Annotated in this window: 19 protein-coding genes and 4 pseudogenes; 7 read left to right on the plus strand and 16 right to left on the minus strand. The window is 35.7% G+C overall.

The genetic code is table 11. From position 1 onward, the window contains the following. Positions 1 to 56: 56 nt before the first annotated feature. The 10 genes and pseudogenes from ACQKNR_RS01065 to ACQKNR_RS01110 all read right to left on the minus strand — a co-directional run. Positions 57 to 1,229, minus strand: a complete 1,173-nt coding sequence (locus ACQKNR_RS01065; RefSeq protein ID WP_427314753.1) for a glycosyltransferase family 1 protein — start codon at positions 1,227 to 1,229, stop codon at positions 57 to 59. A 35-nt stretch (positions 1,230 to 1,264) separates the two neighbouring features. After that, on the minus strand, positions 1,265 to 2,326 hold the full coding sequence (locus ACQKNR_RS01070; RefSeq protein WP_427314755.1) for an EpsG family protein: 1,062 nt from the start codon (positions 2,324 to 2,326) through the stop codon (positions 1,265 to 1,267). A gap of 27 nt (positions 2,327 to 2,353) precedes the next feature. Further along, complete coding sequence (locus tag ACQKNR_RS01075; protein WP_427314757.1) at positions 2,354 to 3,256, minus strand: glycosyltransferase family 2 protein; 903 nt, start codon at positions 3,254 to 3,256, stop codon at positions 2,354 to 2,356. A 5-nt stretch (positions 3,257 to 3,261) separates the two neighbouring features. Further along, on the minus strand, positions 3,262 to 4,371 hold the full coding sequence (locus ACQKNR_RS01080) for a glycosyltransferase family 1 protein (RefSeq protein ID WP_427314759.1): 1,110 nt from the start codon (positions 4,369 to 4,371) through the stop codon (positions 3,262 to 3,264). After that, a complete protein-coding gene (locus ACQKNR_RS01085; RefSeq protein WP_427314761.1) occupies positions 4,356 to 5,510 on the minus strand; it encodes a glycosyltransferase family 4 protein in 1,155 nt (384 codons plus the stop codon). Before ACQKNR_RS01085 ends, ACQKNR_RS01080 begins: the two co-directional genes overlap by 16 nt. Before the next feature lie 36 nt (positions 5,511 to 5,546). Continuing rightward, the gene (locus ACQKNR_RS01090; protein ID WP_427314763.1) at positions 5,547 to 7,373 is read right to left on the minus strand and encodes a polysaccharide biosynthesis protein; all 1,827 of its coding nucleotides are present in this window, start codon (positions 7,371 to 7,373) and stop codon (positions 5,547 to 5,549) included. A gap of 295 nt (positions 7,374 to 7,668) precedes the next feature. Beyond that, complete coding sequence (locus ACQKNR_RS01095; protein ID WP_427314765.1) at positions 7,669 to 8,331, minus strand: CpsD/CapB family tyrosine-protein kinase; 663 nt, start codon at positions 8,329 to 8,331, stop codon at positions 7,669 to 7,671. Next, the gene (locus ACQKNR_RS01100; protein WP_427314766.1) at positions 8,280 to 9,020 is read right to left on the minus strand and encodes a YveK family protein; all 741 of its coding nucleotides are present in this window, start codon (positions 9,018 to 9,020) and stop codon (positions 8,280 to 8,282) included. Before ACQKNR_RS01100 ends, ACQKNR_RS01095 begins: the two co-directional genes overlap by 52 nt. 664 nt (positions 9,021 to 9,684) lie before the next feature. Then, positions 9,685 to 9,834: a Phr family secreted Rap phosphatase inhibitor gene (locus ACQKNR_RS01105; protein WP_000721300.1), complete on the minus strand. Its 150-nt coding sequence runs from the start codon at positions 9,832 to 9,834 to the stop codon at positions 9,685 to 9,687. Next, positions 9,831 to 10,805 (minus strand): annotated as a pseudogene (locus ACQKNR_RS01110) (tetratricopeptide repeat protein); the annotation flags it as partial. The pseudogene ACQKNR_RS01110 and the gene ACQKNR_RS01105, both read right to left, overlap by 4 nt. Before the next feature lie 2 nt (positions 10,806 to 10,807). Here ACQKNR_RS01110 and ACQKNR_RS01115 point away from each other — a divergent pair. Both ACQKNR_RS01115 and ACQKNR_RS01120 read left to right on the plus strand, forming a co-directional pair. Beyond that, positions 10,808 to 10,921 (plus strand): annotated as a pseudogene (locus ACQKNR_RS01115) (contact-dependent growth inhibition system immunity protein); the annotation flags it as partial. A 416-nt stretch (positions 10,922 to 11,337) separates the two neighbouring features. Then, positions 11,338 to 11,748 (plus strand): hypothetical protein, encoded by a 411-nt coding sequence (locus ACQKNR_RS01120; protein WP_427314768.1) that lies wholly within the window; start codon positions 11,338 to 11,340, stop codon positions 11,746 to 11,748. Between the two features lie 49 nt (positions 11,749 to 11,797). On the opposite strand, the pseudogene ACQKNR_RS01125 reads toward ACQKNR_RS01120, so the two are convergent. Beyond that, positions 11,798 to 11,914 (minus strand): annotated as a pseudogene (locus ACQKNR_RS01125) (N-acetylmuramoyl-L-alanine amidase); the annotation flags it as partial. 10 nt (positions 11,915 to 11,924) lie between these two features. Here ACQKNR_RS01125 and ACQKNR_RS01130 point away from each other — a divergent pair. Further along, positions 11,925 to 12,218 (plus strand): annotated as a pseudogene (locus ACQKNR_RS01130) (ImmA/IrrE family metallo-endopeptidase); the annotation flags it as partial. Positions 12,219 to 12,332: 114 nt separating this feature from the next. On the opposite strand, the gene glnA reads toward ACQKNR_RS01130, so the two are convergent. The 4 genes from glnA to hflX form a co-directional block, all read right to left on the minus strand. After that, complete coding sequence (glnA, locus tag ACQKNR_RS01135; RefSeq protein WP_098759997.1) at positions 12,333 to 13,667, minus strand: type I glutamate--ammonia ligase; 1,335 nt, start codon at positions 13,665 to 13,667, stop codon at positions 12,333 to 12,335. Between the two features lie 48 nt (positions 13,668 to 13,715). Continuing rightward, the gene (glnR, locus tag ACQKNR_RS01140; RefSeq protein ID WP_000656782.1) at positions 13,716 to 14,105 is read right to left on the minus strand and encodes a transcriptional repressor GlnR; all 390 of its coding nucleotides are present in this window, start codon (positions 14,103 to 14,105) and stop codon (positions 13,716 to 13,718) included. A gap of 176 nt (positions 14,106 to 14,281) precedes the next feature. Continuing rightward, positions 14,282 to 15,553 (minus strand): aminotransferase class I/II-fold pyridoxal phosphate-dependent enzyme, encoded by a 1,272-nt coding sequence (locus tag ACQKNR_RS01145; RefSeq protein WP_427314771.1) that lies wholly within the window; start codon positions 15,551 to 15,553, stop codon positions 14,282 to 14,284. After that, positions 15,546 to 16,820, minus strand: coding sequence for a GTPase HflX (gene hflX / locus ACQKNR_RS01150; protein ID WP_427315790.1), 1,275 nt, complete (start codon positions 16,818 to 16,820; stop codon positions 15,546 to 15,548). The genes ACQKNR_RS01145 and hflX overlap by 8 nt, the downstream gene beginning before the upstream one ends. A gap of 92 nt (positions 16,821 to 16,912) precedes the next feature. Here hflX and ACQKNR_RS01155 point away from each other — a divergent pair, with 92 nt between their 5' ends. Then, positions 16,913 to 17,536 (plus strand): trimeric intracellular cation channel family protein, encoded by a 624-nt coding sequence (locus tag ACQKNR_RS01155; RefSeq protein WP_427314773.1) that lies wholly within the window; start codon positions 16,913 to 16,915, stop codon positions 17,534 to 17,536. A 99-nt stretch (positions 17,537 to 17,635) separates the two neighbouring features. Further along, positions 17,636 to 17,773 (plus strand): hypothetical protein, encoded by a 138-nt coding sequence (locus ACQKNR_RS01160; RefSeq protein ID WP_053081360.1) that lies wholly within the window; start codon positions 17,636 to 17,638, stop codon positions 17,771 to 17,773. A gap of 31 nt (positions 17,774 to 17,804) precedes the next feature. Here ACQKNR_RS01160 and spoVK read toward each other — a convergent pair whose 3' ends face one another. Next, positions 17,805 to 18,761 carry a stage V sporulation protein K gene (gene spoVK / locus ACQKNR_RS01165; protein WP_427314775.1) on the minus strand — a complete coding sequence of 319 codons (957 nt, stop codon included), beginning with the start codon at positions 18,759 to 18,761 and terminating at the stop codon, positions 17,805 to 17,807. A gap of 113 nt (positions 18,762 to 18,874) precedes the next feature. Here spoVK and ACQKNR_RS01170 point away from each other — a divergent pair, with 113 nt between their 5' ends. Beyond that, positions 18,875 to 19,840: a tyrosine-type recombinase/integrase gene (locus tag ACQKNR_RS01170; protein WP_427314777.1), complete on the plus strand. Its 966-nt coding sequence runs from the start codon at positions 18,875 to 18,877 to the stop codon at positions 19,838 to 19,840. A gap of 113 nt (positions 19,841 to 19,953) precedes the next feature. Then, on the plus strand, positions 19,954 to 21,477 hold a 1,524-nt coding region (locus tag ACQKNR_RS01175), incomplete at its 3' end, for a collagen-like repeat preface domain-containing protein (protein ID WP_427314779.1).

Below are 21,477 nucleotides of genomic sequence, written 5' to 3' on the forward strand. Positions count from 1 at the left end.
GTTTTGCACAACAAATCCCCTTATACATCAGACGTATAAAATGAAAACAAATTTGATTACCCTATTTCTTCCTTGCGCACAATTCCATATAACGATAGCCATTCGTGAATATTATTGTTAATATCAAAGCCTAATTTCGAAATATTGTTAATTATAAATTCCCTATCAGGTCTTTCTTTTAACAAAGCCTTATAAATTTCTTTACACCATATTTCTATTTCTTCATCTAAACCAATAAATGACATTATTCCTAACCCCATATCAGTATTATTAGGTAGCGTATCTGCTACAACACATGGTACACCTGCAGATTGTGCTTCCAAAGTCACAATACCAAACCCCTCAAATAAAGAAGGAAAAATAAAAACATCAAAACTCTTCATGAGGCGTGGAATATCCTTCCTAACTCCCAAAAATCTAATATTTTCAAAAATCCCTAATTGCTTTGCTTTTAATTCAATAGAACTCCTTAATGGGCCATCTCCTACCAAAATAGCAACAAAATTTGAATCTCTTTTTAAAATTTGCTTTAAAACTTTTAAGATAAAAATATGATTCTTTGACTCTGAAAAACTTCCTATATGCCCTATTAATTTTGCTGCATTCGGTATACTAAGTTCCTTTCTTACACTGACACTACTTCCAATATCTATATCAGTAAATTGATTAATATCTATACCGTTTTTAATCAGTTCTATCCTCTTACTATGAAGCATCCTTTCACCAAATAAAAAACGTGCTGCTTCAACGCTACACGCACAATAATTAGTTCCAGCATATTTAATAATAGATTGCAAAACCTTTAGAATAACTCTTGCTTTTATTCTAGATTCTTGTGGCCAATTATTACTATGTGAATGACAAATTCTCTTTTTTATACCAGCTATTTTTGCCGCTACAGCAACGAAACCACCTTGATAATCCGTATGTGCATGTACAGCTTCATATTGATTATCCGACATAATCTTTACAAGTTCTTTAACATAGGCAAAAGGTCCTATTTGCCCTAAACTAGGTACCCTATATATTCTCCCACCTAATGCAATTATTTCATCTTCGTAATCATTTTTCTCGTTTCGATGAGATACAAAATCAAACTGAAGCTGCCCTCTATCTATTTTCCTGTATATATTCATTAATAACGTTTCAGCTCCCCCGCGATTCAGAGCACTGACAATGTGTAAAACCTTTTTTGTATTTTTAGTTCTAAGTTTATAATCTATCCCCATTTCACAATTCGCCCCCAGCATTTTACACTTTATTATCAAAGCAGGTTGCTCTTATAGATAATTCCCAAAGTAATTACATGTTCATATACAAAATAAATAAAATAACAAACTAGAACTGCATAATAAATCAACTTTTGATCTTTATCTGTAAATGACTTTACAACCCAAGAAATTAATATTAACTGATACAATCCAAAATATATGGAGAATCTAGCAAATATCCAATTTTGTGTTGAAATAATCATAAAAACAAGACCTAATATGGACATATTTACAATATAATCACTTTCAGGGAATAACGCCCTCATTTTATCCTTCCCAAGGTAAGCCAGTATAATTGGCACTATATTCACAGCAACCCTAAGTATATTGGCACCACCTTCATGAAATTCCTTATATTGACCATATTGAGTATTTCCAATAGCCGAGAATAAAACTTCCGAAAACTGATTAAAACCTATAACTACACATACTGCTAAAAAAAGAAGCAAATATGTCGTTCCTGACCAGGCTTTTTTTCTTACAAAAAAGTAGATTGGCATAAGAACTAATGCACTTGCATGAAATGTTGATGCGCATAATACAATTGCCATATATTTTTTCCATTTTCCTTCAAAAATATATTTTGTGGCAGCAAAAATAATTGCAGCGGCTAAATATTGCCTAATCCCATTCATTGATGTTAAATACATACCTGATGTAATATAAACATATAAACTCAATTCAATTAGTCTTGAATATTTATATAGTGTTGCTACAATGAGTACATTTGTTATCAATGCTGTAGTAAAAACCATTACTTGAGGATCATCCGTATATTTTTTCAAAACCATTTGAAAAATATTAAAGCCCATGTCTTTGTTAGTTTGAACATATTCCCAATTAAACTCCGTTATTTTATATGCATGCATATAAAAATAAGTATCTCCAATATTATTCCGAAGTCCCGCTACCAATACAAGTGATAGAGCCGCTATTAAAACCAACAATCTATTTGGTTTTATCATTGCAAAATTATTAGTTACAGGTATAGCAAAATACCTTGCAAAAAATGCGAGTATGAATACTATAGCAAGATTCATCCAAAGTATAGTCATTGTTATTTCCTCTCATTTAATTACTAATTAAATCCCTATATGTTTACTTTTTATTTTTGTTTTCATTGTAATGTAACTATAAAGGATAATCCCAAATGGCAGTGCACAAAGTGTCAGTCCTTTACATGGCGATTCTTGTATAAACCTTCTATTTCTCGATATGAAACTACTAGATACATAATGTATAGCTTGCCTATACTTAAATAGTCGATTAGTAAATGGTAATTTCATAAGTTCCTTGCGATAAAAAGCAAAACCTTTTGGGTTTCTACGATATTGGTTTAGCATATTCATTGATGATCCATCAGCCATGTATTCCACATAACAAAGCGCTTCGTTCATAAGTAACATCTCATACTGTTGATCTAACATATAGTATTTATATGCTAACCCTACATATTTTTCATTTTTAAAAATTGGGTACGGATATTTCTTAGTCAATTCTGTTCGATAGACCAATTTTTTATCACCTGTGACACCATGTTTGTTGTAAAGATCAAAAAGCGTGGAGTGTTTAAGGTTCTCTGGTAACTTCGAGCCAATTATTTGCCCATTTGTATACAAGTCCAGTCCAATCATTCCACTTACCTCATCATTCCCGTAGCTACTCCAAAAAGACAGGATTTTTTCTACAGCATCATCTGGCATATAATCATCAGAATCAATACAAACATTTAATTCCGTATCAATCATTTCATATGCTGTATTATGAGCACCATGCATCCCTTGATTTTTTTGCCAATGATACATAATTTTGATATGTTTTTCAGCTATCCAGCTATCCACCAATTCTTTTGTGTTATCACTAGATCCATCATCTATTATTAACCATACAAAATTCTTACATGTTTGACGTTTTAAGCTCTCATAACAATTTGCAAGACAATACGCTCTATTATAAGTAGGGGTGAAAATCGTTAAATTCTCCAAATTACTCACCTCGAAAGTACGGAATAATAGTCTTGAGTTAATTCAGCTGTATGTTTTATATCGTATCCTTTTTCTAATAATACTTGAGCTGATGTTTTCCTCGAAAAATTACTAGTTTCTATATTTTTTATTTTTTCTATCCAAGTCAATTTATCTGTTAGAGGAACATGTTCAACTAGATTCATTCCCAAGTCCACTTCTTTCGTAATAGCATCAGATATAATACAAGGCAAACCAACTCCTTGCGCCTCTATGAGAGTGAGTGGCAATCCCTCATGTAAAGATGGAAAAACAAATACATCAAATGCTTGAAGTATCCTTTCTATATCGTCTCGTATCCCAAGAAACCTTATATGCTTCTCCATATTCAATTCCTTTACTTTATTTTCAATTCCCACGCGAAGCGGCCCTTCGCCAATTAATAAAAGCATTGAATTCGGCCTAAATCGAGTTAACTGCGCGAATAATTCTATAAGATAGGTCTGATTTTTTTGATGAGCGAACCTTCCAACATGGCCAATAACAAGAGCGTCTTGCTTAATTTGTAATTCTTCTCTTACTTCTGTTCGCATTTCTGGACAGAACAAAAATCTATCACAATCAATTCCATTTTTTAAAATTCTTGCTACATCGGCTTTATCCGCAAATAGCCACCTGGCAGCAGCATTTGAACATGCTAACAAATGTGTTGCACAAGCGGATATAGATTTTCCTGCATACCATTTATAGATTTTTGCAGCTGTACCACCTTCACTACTAGTATTATGACTATGTGCAATCCTAACTGGCACCTTCGCCTTTTTAGCTGAACGAAGCACAAACCCACTCATTTTATCCATATGTGAATGAACGATTTTATATTGTGGATGAGAGTTAAAAAAGGTATCTAATGCTTTTATATAGCCCCTATGACCAACATCTGTAACATATGGAATTCTATGAACTTTTCCGCCTAACTTTACTACTTCTTCATCAAATACACCCTCTTTACAAGTTAAAAAATCAAATTGTACTTTTGAGCGGTCTATATTACGATACAAATTCATAATTAAAGTTTCGGCTCCGCCTCTATTCATATTTACGACTACATGTAATACTCTTAATGGAGCGCCCAATTTAAATCCTCCATTTCATCCATATATGTTGTATAAATTTCTTGTTTCTCTTTTAACACTTCATTAACTGAATATTTACTTTTAATAATAGTACGTCCATACTGCCCAAACTGAGCTTTTAATTTATTATTTTTAGAAATAGAAATTATCCTTTCAGACATCGTCTTTATGTCATCACGATCTATAATCCAACCATTTTTATTATTAATAATTAACTCCCTATGCCCCCTATTGTCAGTAGCGATAACTGGAAGTCCACAAGCCATAGCTTCCATAATATTAACTGGTAAACCTTCCCGATAACTTGATGCAACGGCTAGGTCACACATCTGCAACAAAGAGGCTATATCATTTCTATAACCAAGAAAGTGAACCATATTACTTACTCCTAGTTGAGTCGCTATTTTTTTGCACTCTTCCATTAACGGCCCTTCACCAGCAAGTAGAAGCTTCGCATGTGGAATTTCATTTTTCAACTGTGCTAATGATCGAATTAAGAAGCTTTGGTTTTTGTTCTTATTAAATTCGGCTGCATAAAACATCAAAAAATCTTTTGACTTATAACCATTTTTAAGTCTTAATTGCTCCTTTTCACTTTCAGTAATAGGAATATATCGTTCTATATCCACCCCTACACCATGAACGAGTTTAATATTCCCCACCTGAAATCGATGTCTTACCGCTAAATTGTAGTCTTCTTGATTAATTGTTATAAGACAATCCGTAGTATTAGCTAAACTTCTTTCGATTGGATAGTATAAAAGCCAATTTATGAATGATGATCCTTTACAAAAGTGAAATCCATGCGCTGTATATATAACCTTTGTGCCTTCTCTCCGCACTTTTCTAGCAGCTAGGCGAGCAATTACTCCTCCCATAGGCGTATGACAATGAATGATATTATATTTATTTTGATGAATAATTGATTTGAGTTTTTTATATGCATGAAAGTTTTGTACGCTAAGAGGCGATCTTTGAAGAGTAATATTATGTTTTTGAGTTACATACGGAAGAGGTATATTCCCATTCGCCGCAACATGTACATCCCATCCTCGGTCTGCAAACCATTTCAAATATGGTAAATGAAAAGCCTTAAAATGATAATCCACAGTTGCACAAAACAGAACTTTTTTAGACACCTTCCCACGCACCCGTCTTATTATAAATTTTCGCTATTAACCTGATACTGGTATTAATAGCTTTAAAGTTTTACGCTGATTTACTAAGTTTAACAATCGCTTTCTTAATTCTACTTCGTTTAAATCTGTATAATTTGAAATAAGCTCTTCTATTTCTTCTATACGAACATTCATTTCTTGCCCTACATAAATTCTCGGATGAACTTGCTTTTCATTCATTTCATCTTCTTTTAGTAATTCTTCAAAAAGCTTCTCTCCAGGGCGTATACCAGTAAATTCTATTCCTATTTCATCCAAAGAGTTTCCTGATAATCGAATGAGATTTTTAGCAAGATCAACTATTTTTACCGGTTCTCCCATATCCAGTACAAAAATTTCTCCTCCTTTAGCTAACGCCCCCGCTTGCACTACGAGTCTAGATGCCTCCGGAATTGTCATAAAATAACGAACCATATCAGGATGAGTAACTGTAACTGGTCCACCATTTTGTATTTGTTTTTTAAATAAAGGTATGACGCTCCCGCGGCTACCTAATACATTTCCAAAACGTACTGTAACAAACTTTGTATGACTTATTTTATCTTTGTGCTGAATGACCATCTCAGCTAATTTCTTTGTTGCTCCCATAACACTCGTCGGGTTCACCGCTTTATCGGAAGAAATCATGACAAACGTTCCTACTCCATGTGTTCTCGCGGCCTCTGCTATATTTATAGTCCCAATCAAATTATTTTTAACAGCCTCTTCAGGATTGTTCTCCATTAATGGTACATGTTTATGTGCGGCTGCATGATATACAACATTGGGAAGATGTTTATTCATTATTAAATGCATCTTCTTTTCATCTTGTATATCTGCGATTTCTGGAATAAACACGCCTTTCATATCGTTATATTTTTCATTTAATTCTATTTCTATGGAATAAATACTGTTTTCTCCATGCCCTAATAAAATCAATTTTTTCGGCTTAAATTGCGCAATTTGTCTACAAATTTCCGAACCAATCGATCCACCTGCACCAGTAACTAAAATAACTTTATCAGTTATATAATCTGAAATAATATCCACATCTAACTCTACAGGATCTCGCCCTAATAAATCTTCTACTTGAACATCTCTAAATTCATTCACTGAAACCTTACCTGTTACTAAGTCTTCTAACATTGGAAGAATTTGAGTTTTAACTTTTGTTTTTAAACAATCTTTTAAAATAACATTTCTCTCTCTCTTGTTTAGCGAAGGAATTGCCAAAATTATTATCTCAATATTCAATTTTTTAATAACGTAATCAATTTGATTCATACCACCTATTACCGGAATTCCCCAAATATCAAGATTATGTTTTTTGACATTATCATCAATAAACGCGACTGGCATTAATTCAGCAGCGCTATTCTTCAACAACTGTCTTGCAACCATCGTCCCAGCTGATCCAGCACCAACAATTAACGTTCTTTTTTTATCACCCTTTTTTACATAATAAATATCTCTATACATTCTCCAAATAAAGCGGGAACCGCCAATTAATAAAATATGAATCATCCAAGTTACAACTAATAATCGAAAATACATTTTTTGCATGAATAGTTGCTGCACAACTGCTGTAGTAAGTATAGAAAATGTAACGACCTTGCATATAATTAGCAACTCACCTATACTTGCATATTCCAAAGCTTTTTTATACAACTTATAAATAAAAGCAAACAAATGATGACTGACTAATAAAGTGATAGAGCTAATAACTGATGATAGAGTGATCACACTAAAGCTAGCATTTACAAAGAAATAGCTAAAAAAAATAGCACTTAATACAATCAGTGAATCCATTAAAAGCAATAACGATATCCTCCGGCGATACGTCATATTACTTCCTCCTTTAATCAATTCCTTACATAACTCTTTCAAATTTAAAGTTTCTAATTATATCCTCTTATTAAAAGCACATAATTAGAAACTTTAATAAAACATGGGCATCTAACCCTCCCTCACATTACACTTTTGATGACTCGCATCTAAGGTTGTTTTCACAACCCACAGCATAATCGAGTGCCTCCATTGATAGCGGTCAGGAGACATCACCACATCACAGTTCTATTAATTCTTCTTTATTACGAACATTTTTATGTACAAAGGTTAAATTTAATATTCTAAATCCCCTTTATACTTTCCCATTCAAAACTGCACCCAACACTCTACTTTTCGTAAAACTTAGCGCTCTTTTCGTTTCAAGCGCATCTTCACTCACAGTACGATTATATCGGATCACCAATAGTACTCCTTCACACTTATCAGCTAATACACTCGTATCTGTTACTTCTAATACAGGAGAAGAATCAAATAATATGATGTCATACCGTTCCATTGCCTTTTGAATTAATATATCCATCTCATCTGAACCAAGTACTTCAGATGGATTGAATGGTACTGGACCACTAGTTAATACATCAAGACGTTCCATCTCTGTTTTTTTTACAACGCCTTCTAAATTTGTTTTTCCGTTCAATATATCAGTTAATCCAACTGTATTTTCTACTCCAAACATTTCATGAATCGTGGGTGTTCGTAAATTTGCATCTATTATCAATACTTTCTCACCTTTTTGCGCTATTGAGACTGCTAAATTAACTGTAATCGTTGATTTTCCTTCACCATACCTCGGAGAAGTAATAACTATCGTTCTGATTTTATGAATAGACGAAGATAATTGAAGGTTTGTTCGAAGCGAACGATACTGCTCCGAAATTTTCGATCTTGGAGCTGTATAAGCAATTACACTTTCTCCTTTAACTTTATTGGTTTTTCGTCTATTTTTGTAGGCCACTCCGTTCCATCCCCCAGTACCACTGTATTTTTTTCACTGAATTTGTCTTTCATATTTTTCCTATTCATTTTAGAAATCCCGCCCAAAACAGGGACATCTAACAATTGTTCAATTCGTCGTTCTGATTTTATTCTCTCATCAAGTGAATCCAATAAAAAAATAAAACCGATACTAAGCACCATACCTATAGAGAATGCAATTAATATCGTTTTAAAGTGATTTATATTTATAGGCATCGAATATTTTTGGATTGGGTCTTCTGGTAGTATACTCACATTATTAAAATTCAGTATATTCGCTACTTCTTTCTTATAAACAGCAGCTGTAGCATTTGCAATTTTATGCGCAAGCACAGGATCCTTGTCCACTACATTTATTCTCATAATCTGGGATCCTTGTACACTTTCTGCACTTATTTGCCCACTTAATGCACCTGCAGATCTGTTAATATTCAATTCAACAGCTACTTTTTCTAATATTACAGGCTCATTTACCATCGCTTTCAATGTATTCATCGTTTCAGCATTAGCTTGAACAATAACTCTTGCTGAGGAGGCATACAAAGGCGTTTTCATGTACATACTATACATCGCTCCCCCTACCGTTGTGAGAGTCGTAAACAATAGTAGTATCCACACCCTTTTCCATATAACAGTAAATAGATTTTTTAAATTTATTTCCTTATTCATTACTTCTCCCCCTCATTTAATACCAATGAGATTCCAGTTGAAATTCCCATAAAAACAGAAATAACAGTAATATTTTTTATTTTTCAAATATATAAAAACTCCTAATTAATGCCATTTTAGTTCTTTATACAGAACGAGTCAATACAAATTATTCTTGTTAAATCACTTCTTAATTACACCCCAAAAATTACGACAACATTCACTGCAATTCGCTGTAGATAAATGACGAAAAAGCCCTGATACCGTAGTATCAGGGCTTTTTTTCTTAGTATAGAGACATATATTGATCGGGTTCCCATTGGTGAACTTGCATGCGGAATATATCCTCTGAATTCATCAAGGTTTAAATCAAGCCAAAAGCGTTGATTTATCAAGGTTTTATAAAAGTGATGTTTCATAGTGATTCATCACTTTTTTGTTTTTGTGGGTGAGTTGGGGGTGCCCCACAAACTGAAACAAACCTAAATAGCTTAGGCTTGTTTCAGTTTTTCATCTGTTCTTTCCTATTTAAAATATCCTCTAAAAAAGTTTGTTACAGTTCAATAATTTTTCACAAGTGAACAAGACAAGATGTTGTCATCATCCTGCCTTGTTTATTTAATATACTTTACTGCTTAGTAATTATTTATTTCTTTAATAACTGATGGGGGTAATGTTTTATTTATTAGATTCCTGTACCATGTTCTGAATATGAAATAATATTTTCTTGTTTCAGTGTAGGTGCTGCACTTTTTTCAATACTAGGACTATTTAAACCAAACGATAACACTGCAATACCGATTAAACCCATTAATGTAATTTTAATCTTTTTCATTTTAAACGCCCCTTTTCTTTTAATAAATTTCTCGCTTCATGACTTAAGTGATAATATTCACACGCCTTATCCTTTTCACCCACATTATACCATTTACCTGCTAATAGTTCGGTATAAATTTGAATGTCTTTCCATAATTCTTGTTCTTTAAAATACGAAAGTGCTTCATTTATAATTTCTTCTAACTTCGCTATAGATTCATTGTTATTTATACACTCCATAATATTTAGGTGATAACTATATTCTTGATTACAATCCTTCAGGCCCTCTTTAATATAAAAAGCTGCATCATTATGCTGTTTTAATTTAATATGTTCCCGAGCTAATAGGAATATTACCCTTCTTTGATAATGCAATTTTGTATGTTGACATGCTTTATATACTTCCTCTAAATGGCGTATTGCTGAATCTGATAAGTTTTGTTCGGCATACAGTACTCCTAAATTGCTACGGACTTTTAAAACCAGCGAGTGTTCATCAAATTTTTGAAACATATTTAGAGCAGAAATTAAATATTCCTCTGCTAATTCAAATTGTTCTAAAGTGATACAAGCCATACCTAATGTATTTTCACACGCTCCCTTTTTGGTCTCATAGCCTTCATGGCTTGAAAAATAATCGAGAGCCTTTGTAGCATAATTAATTGCTAAAGTAGGTTGTGAAATATAATATTTATACAGCGCAACACGATAATGGTACTCTGCTTTTTCTTTTTCATCGGACATCATATCTAACAAATCACTAGCAGACTCAAGATGTTTTTCTGCACTATTGTAGTTTCCAATTTCTGTTGCATAAATAAATTTAAAGAAGTGATAGTAGTATTTTAATAAACCATCCGGCATATCTTTTATGTATTCTAACCCTTCAAGCCCTTCTTCAAAATTCCCTGTTAACATTTGGTACCTAAATCTTAACAGGGAGTAATAAATAAAAGAATCTGTATTTTCTTTAACCTTATTAAATATATTAAGAAGAATTCATTAAATATAATGCCGAAATTTATTTTCCTACTTTAAACCTTTCCCCTATAGAATGGCTAGAACAAATAGTTGAACTCTTAAAAAGAGCATTAAAAAATAAATAGTAAGAACGATTTTTGACCGCCCTTTACAGGTGGTCTTTTACTTTTTTCTACTTCACATACACAAAGGCTTCATTTGTCGTAACATAGTATATTTCCTCCTTTTCTATTGTGTACTTTATATTGTAGCGAACCGTTTACACTTACTTTTTATCCCTTATGCGATAACTTTGACCCAATAAATAAAAAACCTAGTGACTACTTACAATATCCTCAAACAGGAAATGGATTTGTAATATCCGAAAACAGGAATATTATTCCAGAATATGAATCTCAATTTCCACAGAAATTAAGACCACATGATGGAGCAGAAATATATGAAGTTGTAAATGGAAAGGAACGATTGGTAGGAATATATAGCGAGCTAGATAAAAAATTTATTCCAGCTGTGACTAAGGACTAAGAAAGGAAGTATGAAAATGATTAGACGAGATGAGTATGCAGTATATAAAGGAACGGAATATAGTATATCAAAAATCGATAATCGGTATATATTAGCTTCTACAAATCAAAAGGACTTACAAAACGGTTTTACACCCTACGAAAGAAATCCCAATTTATTTATAAAAGAAGTTGAAAAATCCGAGTTAGAAACAGCATATGACATTACACCTTTTGCCAAGCATAAAGAAATTATGTTTCGAATTATTGGAGAAAATAAAGACAGAGGAACCGTTTCAATATATACGATTGATCCGAAAGTAGGAAAAGATTTAGGAATGTCCTCACCTGATCGTGGTGAATTCGTAAAAGATGTAAGACTAGAAGATGTTGAGGTAATTGAAAAAGTAGAACCGATCTGGGGATTTACACTAGATAAAGAAAATTAATTACAACAAATAAAAGCAGAACCCTATGAGGGTTCTGCTTTTATAATTTTCATCTCGCATACACATAGGCTGGATTAGCAGTTACATAGTATGTTTTGCCTTTACTGTTGTCTACTTTGTATTGATACGAACCATTCACAATTACTTTTTCGTGAATAGCAAACCCAAAAAGAATGGAAGAAATAAACGGATTTTATAAATATGAAAAAAGAAATTGTTTCATCGTTATTAATAATCATTTGTCTCCATCTATGCAAAGAACTGTTTGTGCGTATGAATTAGGACATGCAATCCTACACACTCATACAGTTCTTTTATTAGAGTCTAGTGCAAGTATGAAATACTTTCAAGGTCGACTAGGACATAAGAGTATAGAAATCACTTCTAACGTTTACCCTCCTATCAGCGATAAAATTAACAAAGATTCTATTTCGGGGTTTGAAGCTTATATGAATAACGTATTGGGGTAAGTTTGATTTTTTTGTGGGTGTTTTGTGGGTGAATTACTCTACTTTCAAATAAAAGTGTTTTACCCACAAAATAAAAAAACCCTCGACACGTTGTGTGTCAAGGGTTTAAGTCTCTTAGTATAGAGACATGTATTGATCGCGTTCCCATTGGTGAACTTGCGTACGGAAAATGTCCCACTCAATCTCTTTTGCTTCGATGAAGTGTTCAAGTAAATGATCTCCTAGTGCACCGCATACTACTTCGTTAGATTGTAATGTAACTAACGCTTGCGCTAATGTTGCTGGTAAATCAACGATGCCTGCTTCTTCACGCTCTTCTTTTGTCATTACATAGATGTTACGATCTACTGCAGCTGGTGGAGTTAATTTGTTTTTAATTCCGTCAAGACCTGCAGCTAATAATGTTGCCATTACTAAATATGGGTTTGCAGCTGGGTCAACACTACGTACTTCTACACGTGTACTAATACCACGAGATGCAGGGATACGTACTAACGGGCTACGGTTTTGTGCAGACCACGCTACGTAACATGGAGCTTCATATCCAGGTACTAAACGCTTATAAGAGTTTACAGTTGGGTTTGCTACCGCTGTAAATGCTGGCGCATGTTTTAATATACCTGCGATGAAGTGACGAGCATCATCACTTAATTGTAAATCACCGTTTTGATCGAAGAATACGTTCTCACCATTTTTAAATAATGATAAGTTACAGTGCATACCTGAACCGTTTACACCGTATAATGGTTTCGGCATAAATGTTGCATGTAAACCATGCTTACGAGCAATTGTTTTTACAACAAGTTTGAACGTTTGAATGTCATCACATGAGCGAATTGCATTTGCATATTTAAAGTCAATTTCGTGTTGGCCTGGCGCAACCTCATGATGAGATGCTTCAATTTCAAAGCCCATCTCTTCAAGTTCAAGAACGATATCACGACGACAGTTTTCCCCTAGATCCATCGGCGCAAGGTCGAAGTATCCACCGTTATCGTTTAATTCTAATGTTGGATTACCTTTTTCATCTACTTTAAATAGGAAAAATTCTGGCTCTGGTCCAAGATTGAAATCTGAGAATCCTAAAGCTTCCATTTCTTTTAATACACGTTTTAAGTTATTACGTGGATCTCCTTCAAATGGTGTGCCATCTGCATTGTAAATATCACAGATTAAACGAGCTACTTTACCTTTTTCAGCTGTCCAAGGGAAAATTACCCAAGTATCTAAATCCGGATATAAATACATATCAGATTCTTCAATACGTACGAAACCTTCAATAGAAGATCCATCAAACATCATTTTGTTATCAAGAGCTTTTGTTAATTGGCTCACTGGAATTTCTACGTTTTTAATTACTCCTAAAAGGTCCGTAAATTGTAAGCGGATATACTTTACATTCTCTTCTTTCGCCAAACGGAAAATATCTTCTTTTGTGTACCTAGCCATTATAAATTCCTCCTTAGTCCCTCTAAACACCTTCAGAATCAGTTATCTTTAGTGAAAAAACCTTGAAATATCACCTTGTCGCAATGAAGTTCGATTAAATCTACCTGTATGTTGTAGTTCATCTCGAAGTATTTTGCGAAGTTCAGTTTTTGAAATTTCTTTCGTTTCTTCTTTTATTTTCACTGCTTCTGTTTGATTTTCTTTCATTAGTAATACTTGCTTAATACCAGCCATATTCAAGCCTTGATCTAATAAATCTTTAATCTCTAACAGCTTATCTACATCGTTAAATGAAAATAATCTACGATTCCCCTTTGTACGGGTTGGAGAAACAAGATTATGCTCTTCATAGTAGCGAATTTGACGTGCAGACAATTGTGTTAAATCCATAACAATACCAATAGGAAACAGCGGAGCAGAACGTCTATCTTCTTTCATTGTTTCGGTTCCTCCTTCGCCTTAACTGCTTCTCATTTTATATCATGTTATGTTTAGTGTCAATAGATGTTAGCTTTTCTTACATGATTTTTTTAAAAATTTTTTCATTCTTTTTTCTAATGGCACAAACCATTACTTTGATACGAAAAAAAGCTGTCGAAATCGACAGCTTCCCTTTAAGAAATTGTTAACAAATTCTTTTCAATCAATTCATCAATTGCAGAACAAATCGCAATTTTAACATGCGAATACGTTAATCCACCTTGCACGTATGCAACATACGGTGGTCGAATCGGACCATCAGCAGACAATTCAATACTTGCACCTTGAATAAACGTTCCCGCAGCCATAATTACATCATCTTCATAACCCGGCATATAGTTTGCATACGGAGTGAAATGCGAATTAATTGGAGATGCATATTGAATCGCTTGGCAGAAGGCAATCATACGATCTTTATCATCAAATTGAACAGATTGAATCAAATCCGTTCTCGGCTCATTCCATGCTGGTGACGTGTTCATTCCTAACTTCTCTAAAAATGCCGCTGTAAATATCGCTCCTTTTAGCGCTTGCCCCGCAACATGAGGCGCTAAGAAGAAACCTTGATACATTTCTTGTAAGCTGTATAAGGATGCTCCCGCTTCTGCACCAATCCCTGGAGATGTTAAACGGTATGCACAAGCTTCAACATACTGTTCTTTCCCGACAATATAACCACCAGTTTTAACAATTCCACCGCCTGGGTTTTTAATAAGAGAACCCGCCATTAAATCCGCACCAACATGACATGGCTCTTGCTCTTCAATAAACTCACCATAACAATTATCAACAAACACAACAACATCAGGTTTAATCTCTTTAACAAACGCAATCATTTCTTTAATTTGAGAAATAGTAAACGACGGACGAGTAGCATACCCTTTTGAACGCTGAATACCAATCATCTTCGTGTTACTACAGATCGCAGCTGCAACAGCTTCAAAATCAACAAGCCCCTCTTCAGTCAGCGGAACTGCATTATACCCAATATTATATTCTTTAAATGAACCTACACCTTTCCCGCGCACACCAACGATTTCCTCTAACGTATCATACGGCTTGCCAGTAATGTACAACAACTCATCTCCCGGGCGTAAAATACCAAATAACGCTGTAGAGATAGCGTGCGTACCCGAAATAATTTGCGGACGAACAAGACCAGCTTCCGCTCCAAATACATCAGCATACACTTTTTCTAACGTGTCACGACCAATATCATCATAACCATAACCTGTCGTCGGAATAAAATGCGAATCGCTAATTTTATGTTTACGAAAACTTTCTAATACACGAAATTGATTACTTTCAATTACTTCCTCCGCACGTTTATGTACTTCCGTAATTTGGTTCTCTACTTCTTTTACGATCGGAGCAATTTTTTCTCCATTTTTTAAACGATCAAACATTATTATTTTCTCCTTCTTCCACTAAAAATCTCTTTAACTGCCCATTAAGCGACGAATGAGCAAATATATACCCTGTACAATTATATACAAATTTACCTTCCAGAAACTCCATCTTTGTTAATAGTGTTTCCGTCTTTAATAGCGTTAACAACTTACCTTCCCTTGGAGGAATTTCCACTTGATAACAAACCATTTCTTCCTTCATCTTCGTTTCTATCGCTTCTTTTATATGTAATAAATCACTTTGTTCAAAAGCACTAGTCATTAAAAAGTCACTTTCCGGAAACGGAATAAAGTTTTGATGTAATTCATCTTTCTTGTTATATAACGTAATAATAGGAATATGATTAATTTCAAGTTCTGACAACAATTGCTTTACCGTTTGTTCATGCCCTACATAGTTAGGATCTGCGGAATCAACAACATGTAAAATAACATCTGCTTCACCAGCTTCTTCTAACGTTGAACGAAAAGCAGCAATTAATGACGTAGGTAAATCTTGTATAAAACCAACCGTATCGGTCAGTAATACTGTATAACCAGAAGGTAACGACATCTTCCTTGTCGTCGGATCTAATGTTGCAAACAGAAGGTTTTCTTCAAACGTATTAGCTTCCGTTAATCTATTAAACAATGTAGATTTCCCTGCATTTGTATATCCTATTAATGAAACTTGAAATACTTTATTATCTCTTCTTCTCTCACGATATCTTTTCCGGTGTTCCACAACAACCGCAAGTTGTTTCTTTATTTCATCAATACGTGATCGAATATGACGACGATCCGTCTCAAGTTTTGTCTCACCCGGCCCTCTTGTTCCAATACCACCACCAAGACGCGATAAAGACAACCCTTGTCCCATAAGACGCGGCATTGTATATTGCAACTGAGCTAACTCTACTTGAAGCTTACCCTCTCTCGATTTCGCACGTTGCGCAAAAATATCTAATATTAGTTGTGTTCGATCGATTACTCTCGCATCTAGTACTGAGGATAAATTCCGAATTTGACTCGGCGTTAACTCGTTATTAAATATAATAACGACCGGCTCTAATTCTTCAGTTAACATTGTAAGCTCTTCTAGTTTACCTTTACCTATATAAGTCGCCGGATGAAACTTCGGTCGTTTTTGCGTTGTTGACACTAACACTTCTGCTCGCGCAGTCTTCGCTAGCGAGGCAAGCTCTTTCATGGAATGCATAAATTTTTCATCATCATCTTGTGGCAATTGGCAGCCTACTAATATGACTTTTTCTTTTTCTTCCATCAAATATGTTCACTCATCCTTTTCGAAATTTAAACCTTCTAATATAATAGCAGAGGAAGCACATTTCATCTAGTTAGCGGGGGAGAAAATTCATGGCATGGGAGATTTTTAGCATCATAGGCACAATCGCTTTCGCACTAAGCGGAGCCATCGTTGCAATGGAAGAGGATTATGATATTTTCGGGGTGTATATTTTAGGAATGGCAACCGCATTTGGGGGAGGTGCCCTTCGTAATTTACTAATCGGTTATCCGATTGTCGCGTTTTGGCAACAAGACATGTTATTCCAAATCGCACTTTTATCAATGACGATTATTTTTCTTTTTCCAAATAAATTAATTAAACATTGGAAAAAATGGGAAAACATCACTGATGCCATCGGCTTATCAGCATTCGCCGTACAAGGGGCATTATATGCCCAAAAACTAGATTTACCAATTAGCGCTACAATCGTAGCAGCTGTTTTAACTGGTATTGGCGGTGGTATTATTCGTGATCTTTTGGCCCGCAGAAAGCCTCTCGTCCTTCGAGCTGAAGTATATGCTTTTTGGACAATTCTAGCAGGCTTCTTAATTGGAGCTAAAATTATCGTTAGCGATTGGGCCCTTTACACCTTATTCATTTTAATTGTTTGCTTCCGCATGGTTTCTATTCATTACAAATGGCATTTACCACATAGACGCATCGACACAAAAGAACGTTCAATGCATAAATAGCAACCTAACCTCTTTACATATCGTAAAGAGGTTTTTCTTTTCTAATGAGTTTTTCTTTACATAATGTTTATACTAATTTTTAAAGCGAGGTGAATGCAAATGACAAACCATGTTAATAAAGGAGCTCAAAAAAGCTCAGTAAACCAATTTGGACACGATCCAAATTCAGCACACGAAAAGAGCGCTAAAATGGAACGCTTCCATAAATCTTACCAAGAGAAAGCAAAAAAAGAGTAAACGAACTTATACACAAAAACAGACGCACAGTTTACGTACTGTGCGTCTCCTCTTCAAGCATCAAATCCATACTTGATATCCCAATTAAATCATATTTATCATACGTATCCTCTTGCAACAACCGCATAGCCTGTGTACGAATCGATTTTTCAACAATATTCCGTACATATCGCCCATTACTAAACGATGTAATTTGCGACGAATACTTTACAGCATGTAAATGATCTCTAAATTTCCACTCCGCTTCCTTTGATAACTGGTATTCACGCTCTTCATACATTCTCTTCCCAATTTCCAATAACTGATTTACCGAGTAATCCGTAAATTCAATAATAAACGGAAAACGAGATTGCAGTCCTGGATTTAACGAAAGGAAATGATTCATCTCTCTTGAATATCCAGCCAAAATCAATACAAAACCGTGTTGTTTATCTTCCATATGCTTTACGAGCGTATCAATTGCTTCCTTTCCAAAATCCTTCTCTCCCCCTCGAGCTAATGAATACGCCTCGTCAATAAACAAAATACCTCCCATTGCTTTTTTTATTAAATCTCTTGTTTTTTGAGCTGTATGTCCGATGTACTCTCCTACAAGATCAGCACGTTCAGCTTCAACTAAATGCCCTTTTGATAGAATATTCATCTCAAACAACAATTTTCCTATCATTCTAGCAACAGTTGTCTTCCCTGTACCTGGATTCCCCTTAAACAACATATGGAGCACTTGCTTCTCAGACTTCAACCCCATTTCTTGTCTTTTTTTATTTACATAAATCCAAGCATATATTTCTTTTATTATCTTTTTTATATCATCCATCCCAACAAGCTTCCCCATCTCTTCTTCAATTCTCTGAAGCATCTCATGTTTAGTAGTAGTCTCACTTGAAATTACCGTTTTATTTTCTGACGCCGGTAAAGAAATTTTCTTTCGATGATTTAACACAATATTAATTTGATTGTTATTTTTCTTTCGCATCGATTGTTCCATACAATCACCTCATTTTATCCACTCACCAAATATTATTATTCCCGTCCCCCTTGTAAATGCCTATTTTCAGAAAAATTTGCTATAATATAAGAAATAATTAAGGTGGTGGGACTATGGAGACAACGGAATTCCATGATACAATACAAGCCTTTTCTATTTTTTTATTGAATAAAGGCCGAAAATCTTCAACTATTAAACGGTATGTTTATGACATTGAAGATTTCGGACATTGGTTAGAAAAAAACAAAAAGCTCCCTTCCAGTAATATATGGGCTACACTTTGTACAAAAGACTATGAAGATTATTTTTCCGACCTAAAAAAGAATCGACATTACTCTGATAAAACAATGCACCGTGTATTTATTGTACTAAATAGAATGTACCATTTTTTAAATATTCCCAATCCATTAAAGAACATGGAAATTGTTATCCAACCAAATCGTGCGTTACGTAGCGAAGATTTCATCTCGTCCGACGAAGAGAAAAAATTAAAGCATATAGCCACTTCATTAGAAGGGCTTTCAGAAAAACAACGTCCTGTGCGACCGTTATTGATGGATCGCAATATCGCTATTTTAAATTTGTTAATTGACTACGGACTATCCTTACAAGAACTTACAGCACTAGCTATGCATCACGTCCACTTCGAAACTAACACTTTGTCTATCCCAGCAGCCGCAGGAGTAGAACGAACAATCACATTAACAAACGAAGACAAAAAACAACTGTACACGTATTACAAAAGCATCCCAGAACCAGTTCGTCCTAAATACCATAGCAATGACCCATTATTTGTCGCATTTGATTTTAACCGCGGAACATACAGGTGGGTATACGAAAATGATGCGCCGAAGGGATTAACAGAAATCGCTATCCAAAAAATGATTCGCCTTGAAGTAGCTAGAGCTAATTTACGCAAAGGAATCTCAGGACAACACTTTCGTAACACCTATATTTTAAACTTAATAAAAAAAGAAACTCCAGAGTCAGAAATTATAAAACTAGCTGGATTCAAATCAAAAATTTCACTAAAACGATATTATCAATACGCAGAAAATAGAAAAAACGCCTTACAATAAGGCGTTTTTTCTATTTTTTCTTTAAACAAATCATTTTACTATGACCATTTAACTAATTTCTGCATCTACTATGATGAGTTGCGTTCACATTCTCATGAGAAAGGAGAGATTTAATGTCTCGTTATAACGACAGTCAAAATAAATTCTCCAAGCCATGTTTTCCAAGTAGCGCTGGACGAATCCCAAACACCCCATCCTTCCCAATTTCTAAAAGCCAAATTAGAACCTTCCGAGCAATCATTAACGATTTAATAAAAATAATTCCAAAACTTTTCGCAAATCCTTCCCCAAAAAACATTGAAGATCTAATCGATACATTGAACCTACTAAGCAAATTTATCTGTTCGCTAGACGCTACTTCCTCCCTGAAAGCACAAGGGTTAGCTATTATAAAAAACTTAATAACTATATTAAAAAATCCAACCTTCGCACCAGATGCTGTATTTGTTGAACTCCAAATTTTAATTAATTATTTACTTTACATTACAAAGTTATTCCGAATTGATCCTTGCACACTCCAAGAACTACTTAAATTAATTGCAGAGTTACAAACTACTCTAGTTAATTCAGCTTCGTTTGGCAGAGGCCCTACTGGCCCTACTGGACCTCGAGGTATTACGGGCGCTACTGGCGCTACTGGCGCTACTGGACCTCGAGGTATTACGGGCGCTACTGGCGCTACCGGGGCTACTGGACCTCGAGGTATTACGGGCGCTACTGGCGCTACCGGGGCTACTGGACCTCAAGGTATTACGGGCGCTACTGGCGCTACCGGGGCTACTGGACCTCGAGGTATTACGGGCGCTACTGGTGCTACCGGGGCTACTGGACCTCGAGGTATTACGGGCGCTACCGGGGCTACCGGGGCTACTGGGGCTACTGGACCTCGAGGTATTACGGGCGCTACTGGCGCTACCGGGGCTACTGGACCTCGAGGTATTACGGGCGCTACCGGGGCTACTGGACCTCGAGGTATTACAGGCGCTACTGGTGCTACCGGTGCTACTGGACCTCGAGGTATTACGGGCGCTACTGGCGCTACCGGGGCTACTGGACCTCGAGGTATTACGGGCGCTACTGGCGCTACTGGACCTCGAGGTATTACGGGCGCTACCGGTGCTACTGGTGCTACTGGACCTCGAGGTATTACGGGCGCTACTGGCGCTACCGGTGCTACTGGTGCTACTGGACCTCGAGGTATTACGGGCGCTACTGGCGCTACCGGTGCTACTGGACCTCAAGGTATTACGGGCGCTACTGGCGCTACCGGTGCTACTGGTGCTACTGGACCTCGAGGTATTACGGGCGCTACCGGTGCTACCGGTGCTACTGGACCTCGAGGTATTACGGGCGCTACTGGCGCTACCGGTGCTACTGGACCTCGAGGTATTACGGGCGCTACCGGTGCTACTGGTGCTACTGGACCTCGAGGTATTACGGGCGCTACCGGTGCTACTGGTGCTACTGGACCTCGAGGTATTACGGGCGCTACCGGTGCCACTGGATCTCAAGGACCTCAAGGCAACACGGGCGCTACTGGGGCCACTGGATCTCAAGGGCCTCAAGGTATTACGGGTGCTACTGGACCTCAAGGACCTCAGGGTAACACGGGCGCTACTGGGGCCACTGGATCTCAA

The organism is Bacillus sp. NPDC094077, assembly GCF_050279465.1.
In the GTDB taxonomy this organism is placed as follows: Bacteria; Bacillota; Bacilli; order Bacillales; family Bacillaceae_G; genus Bacillus_A.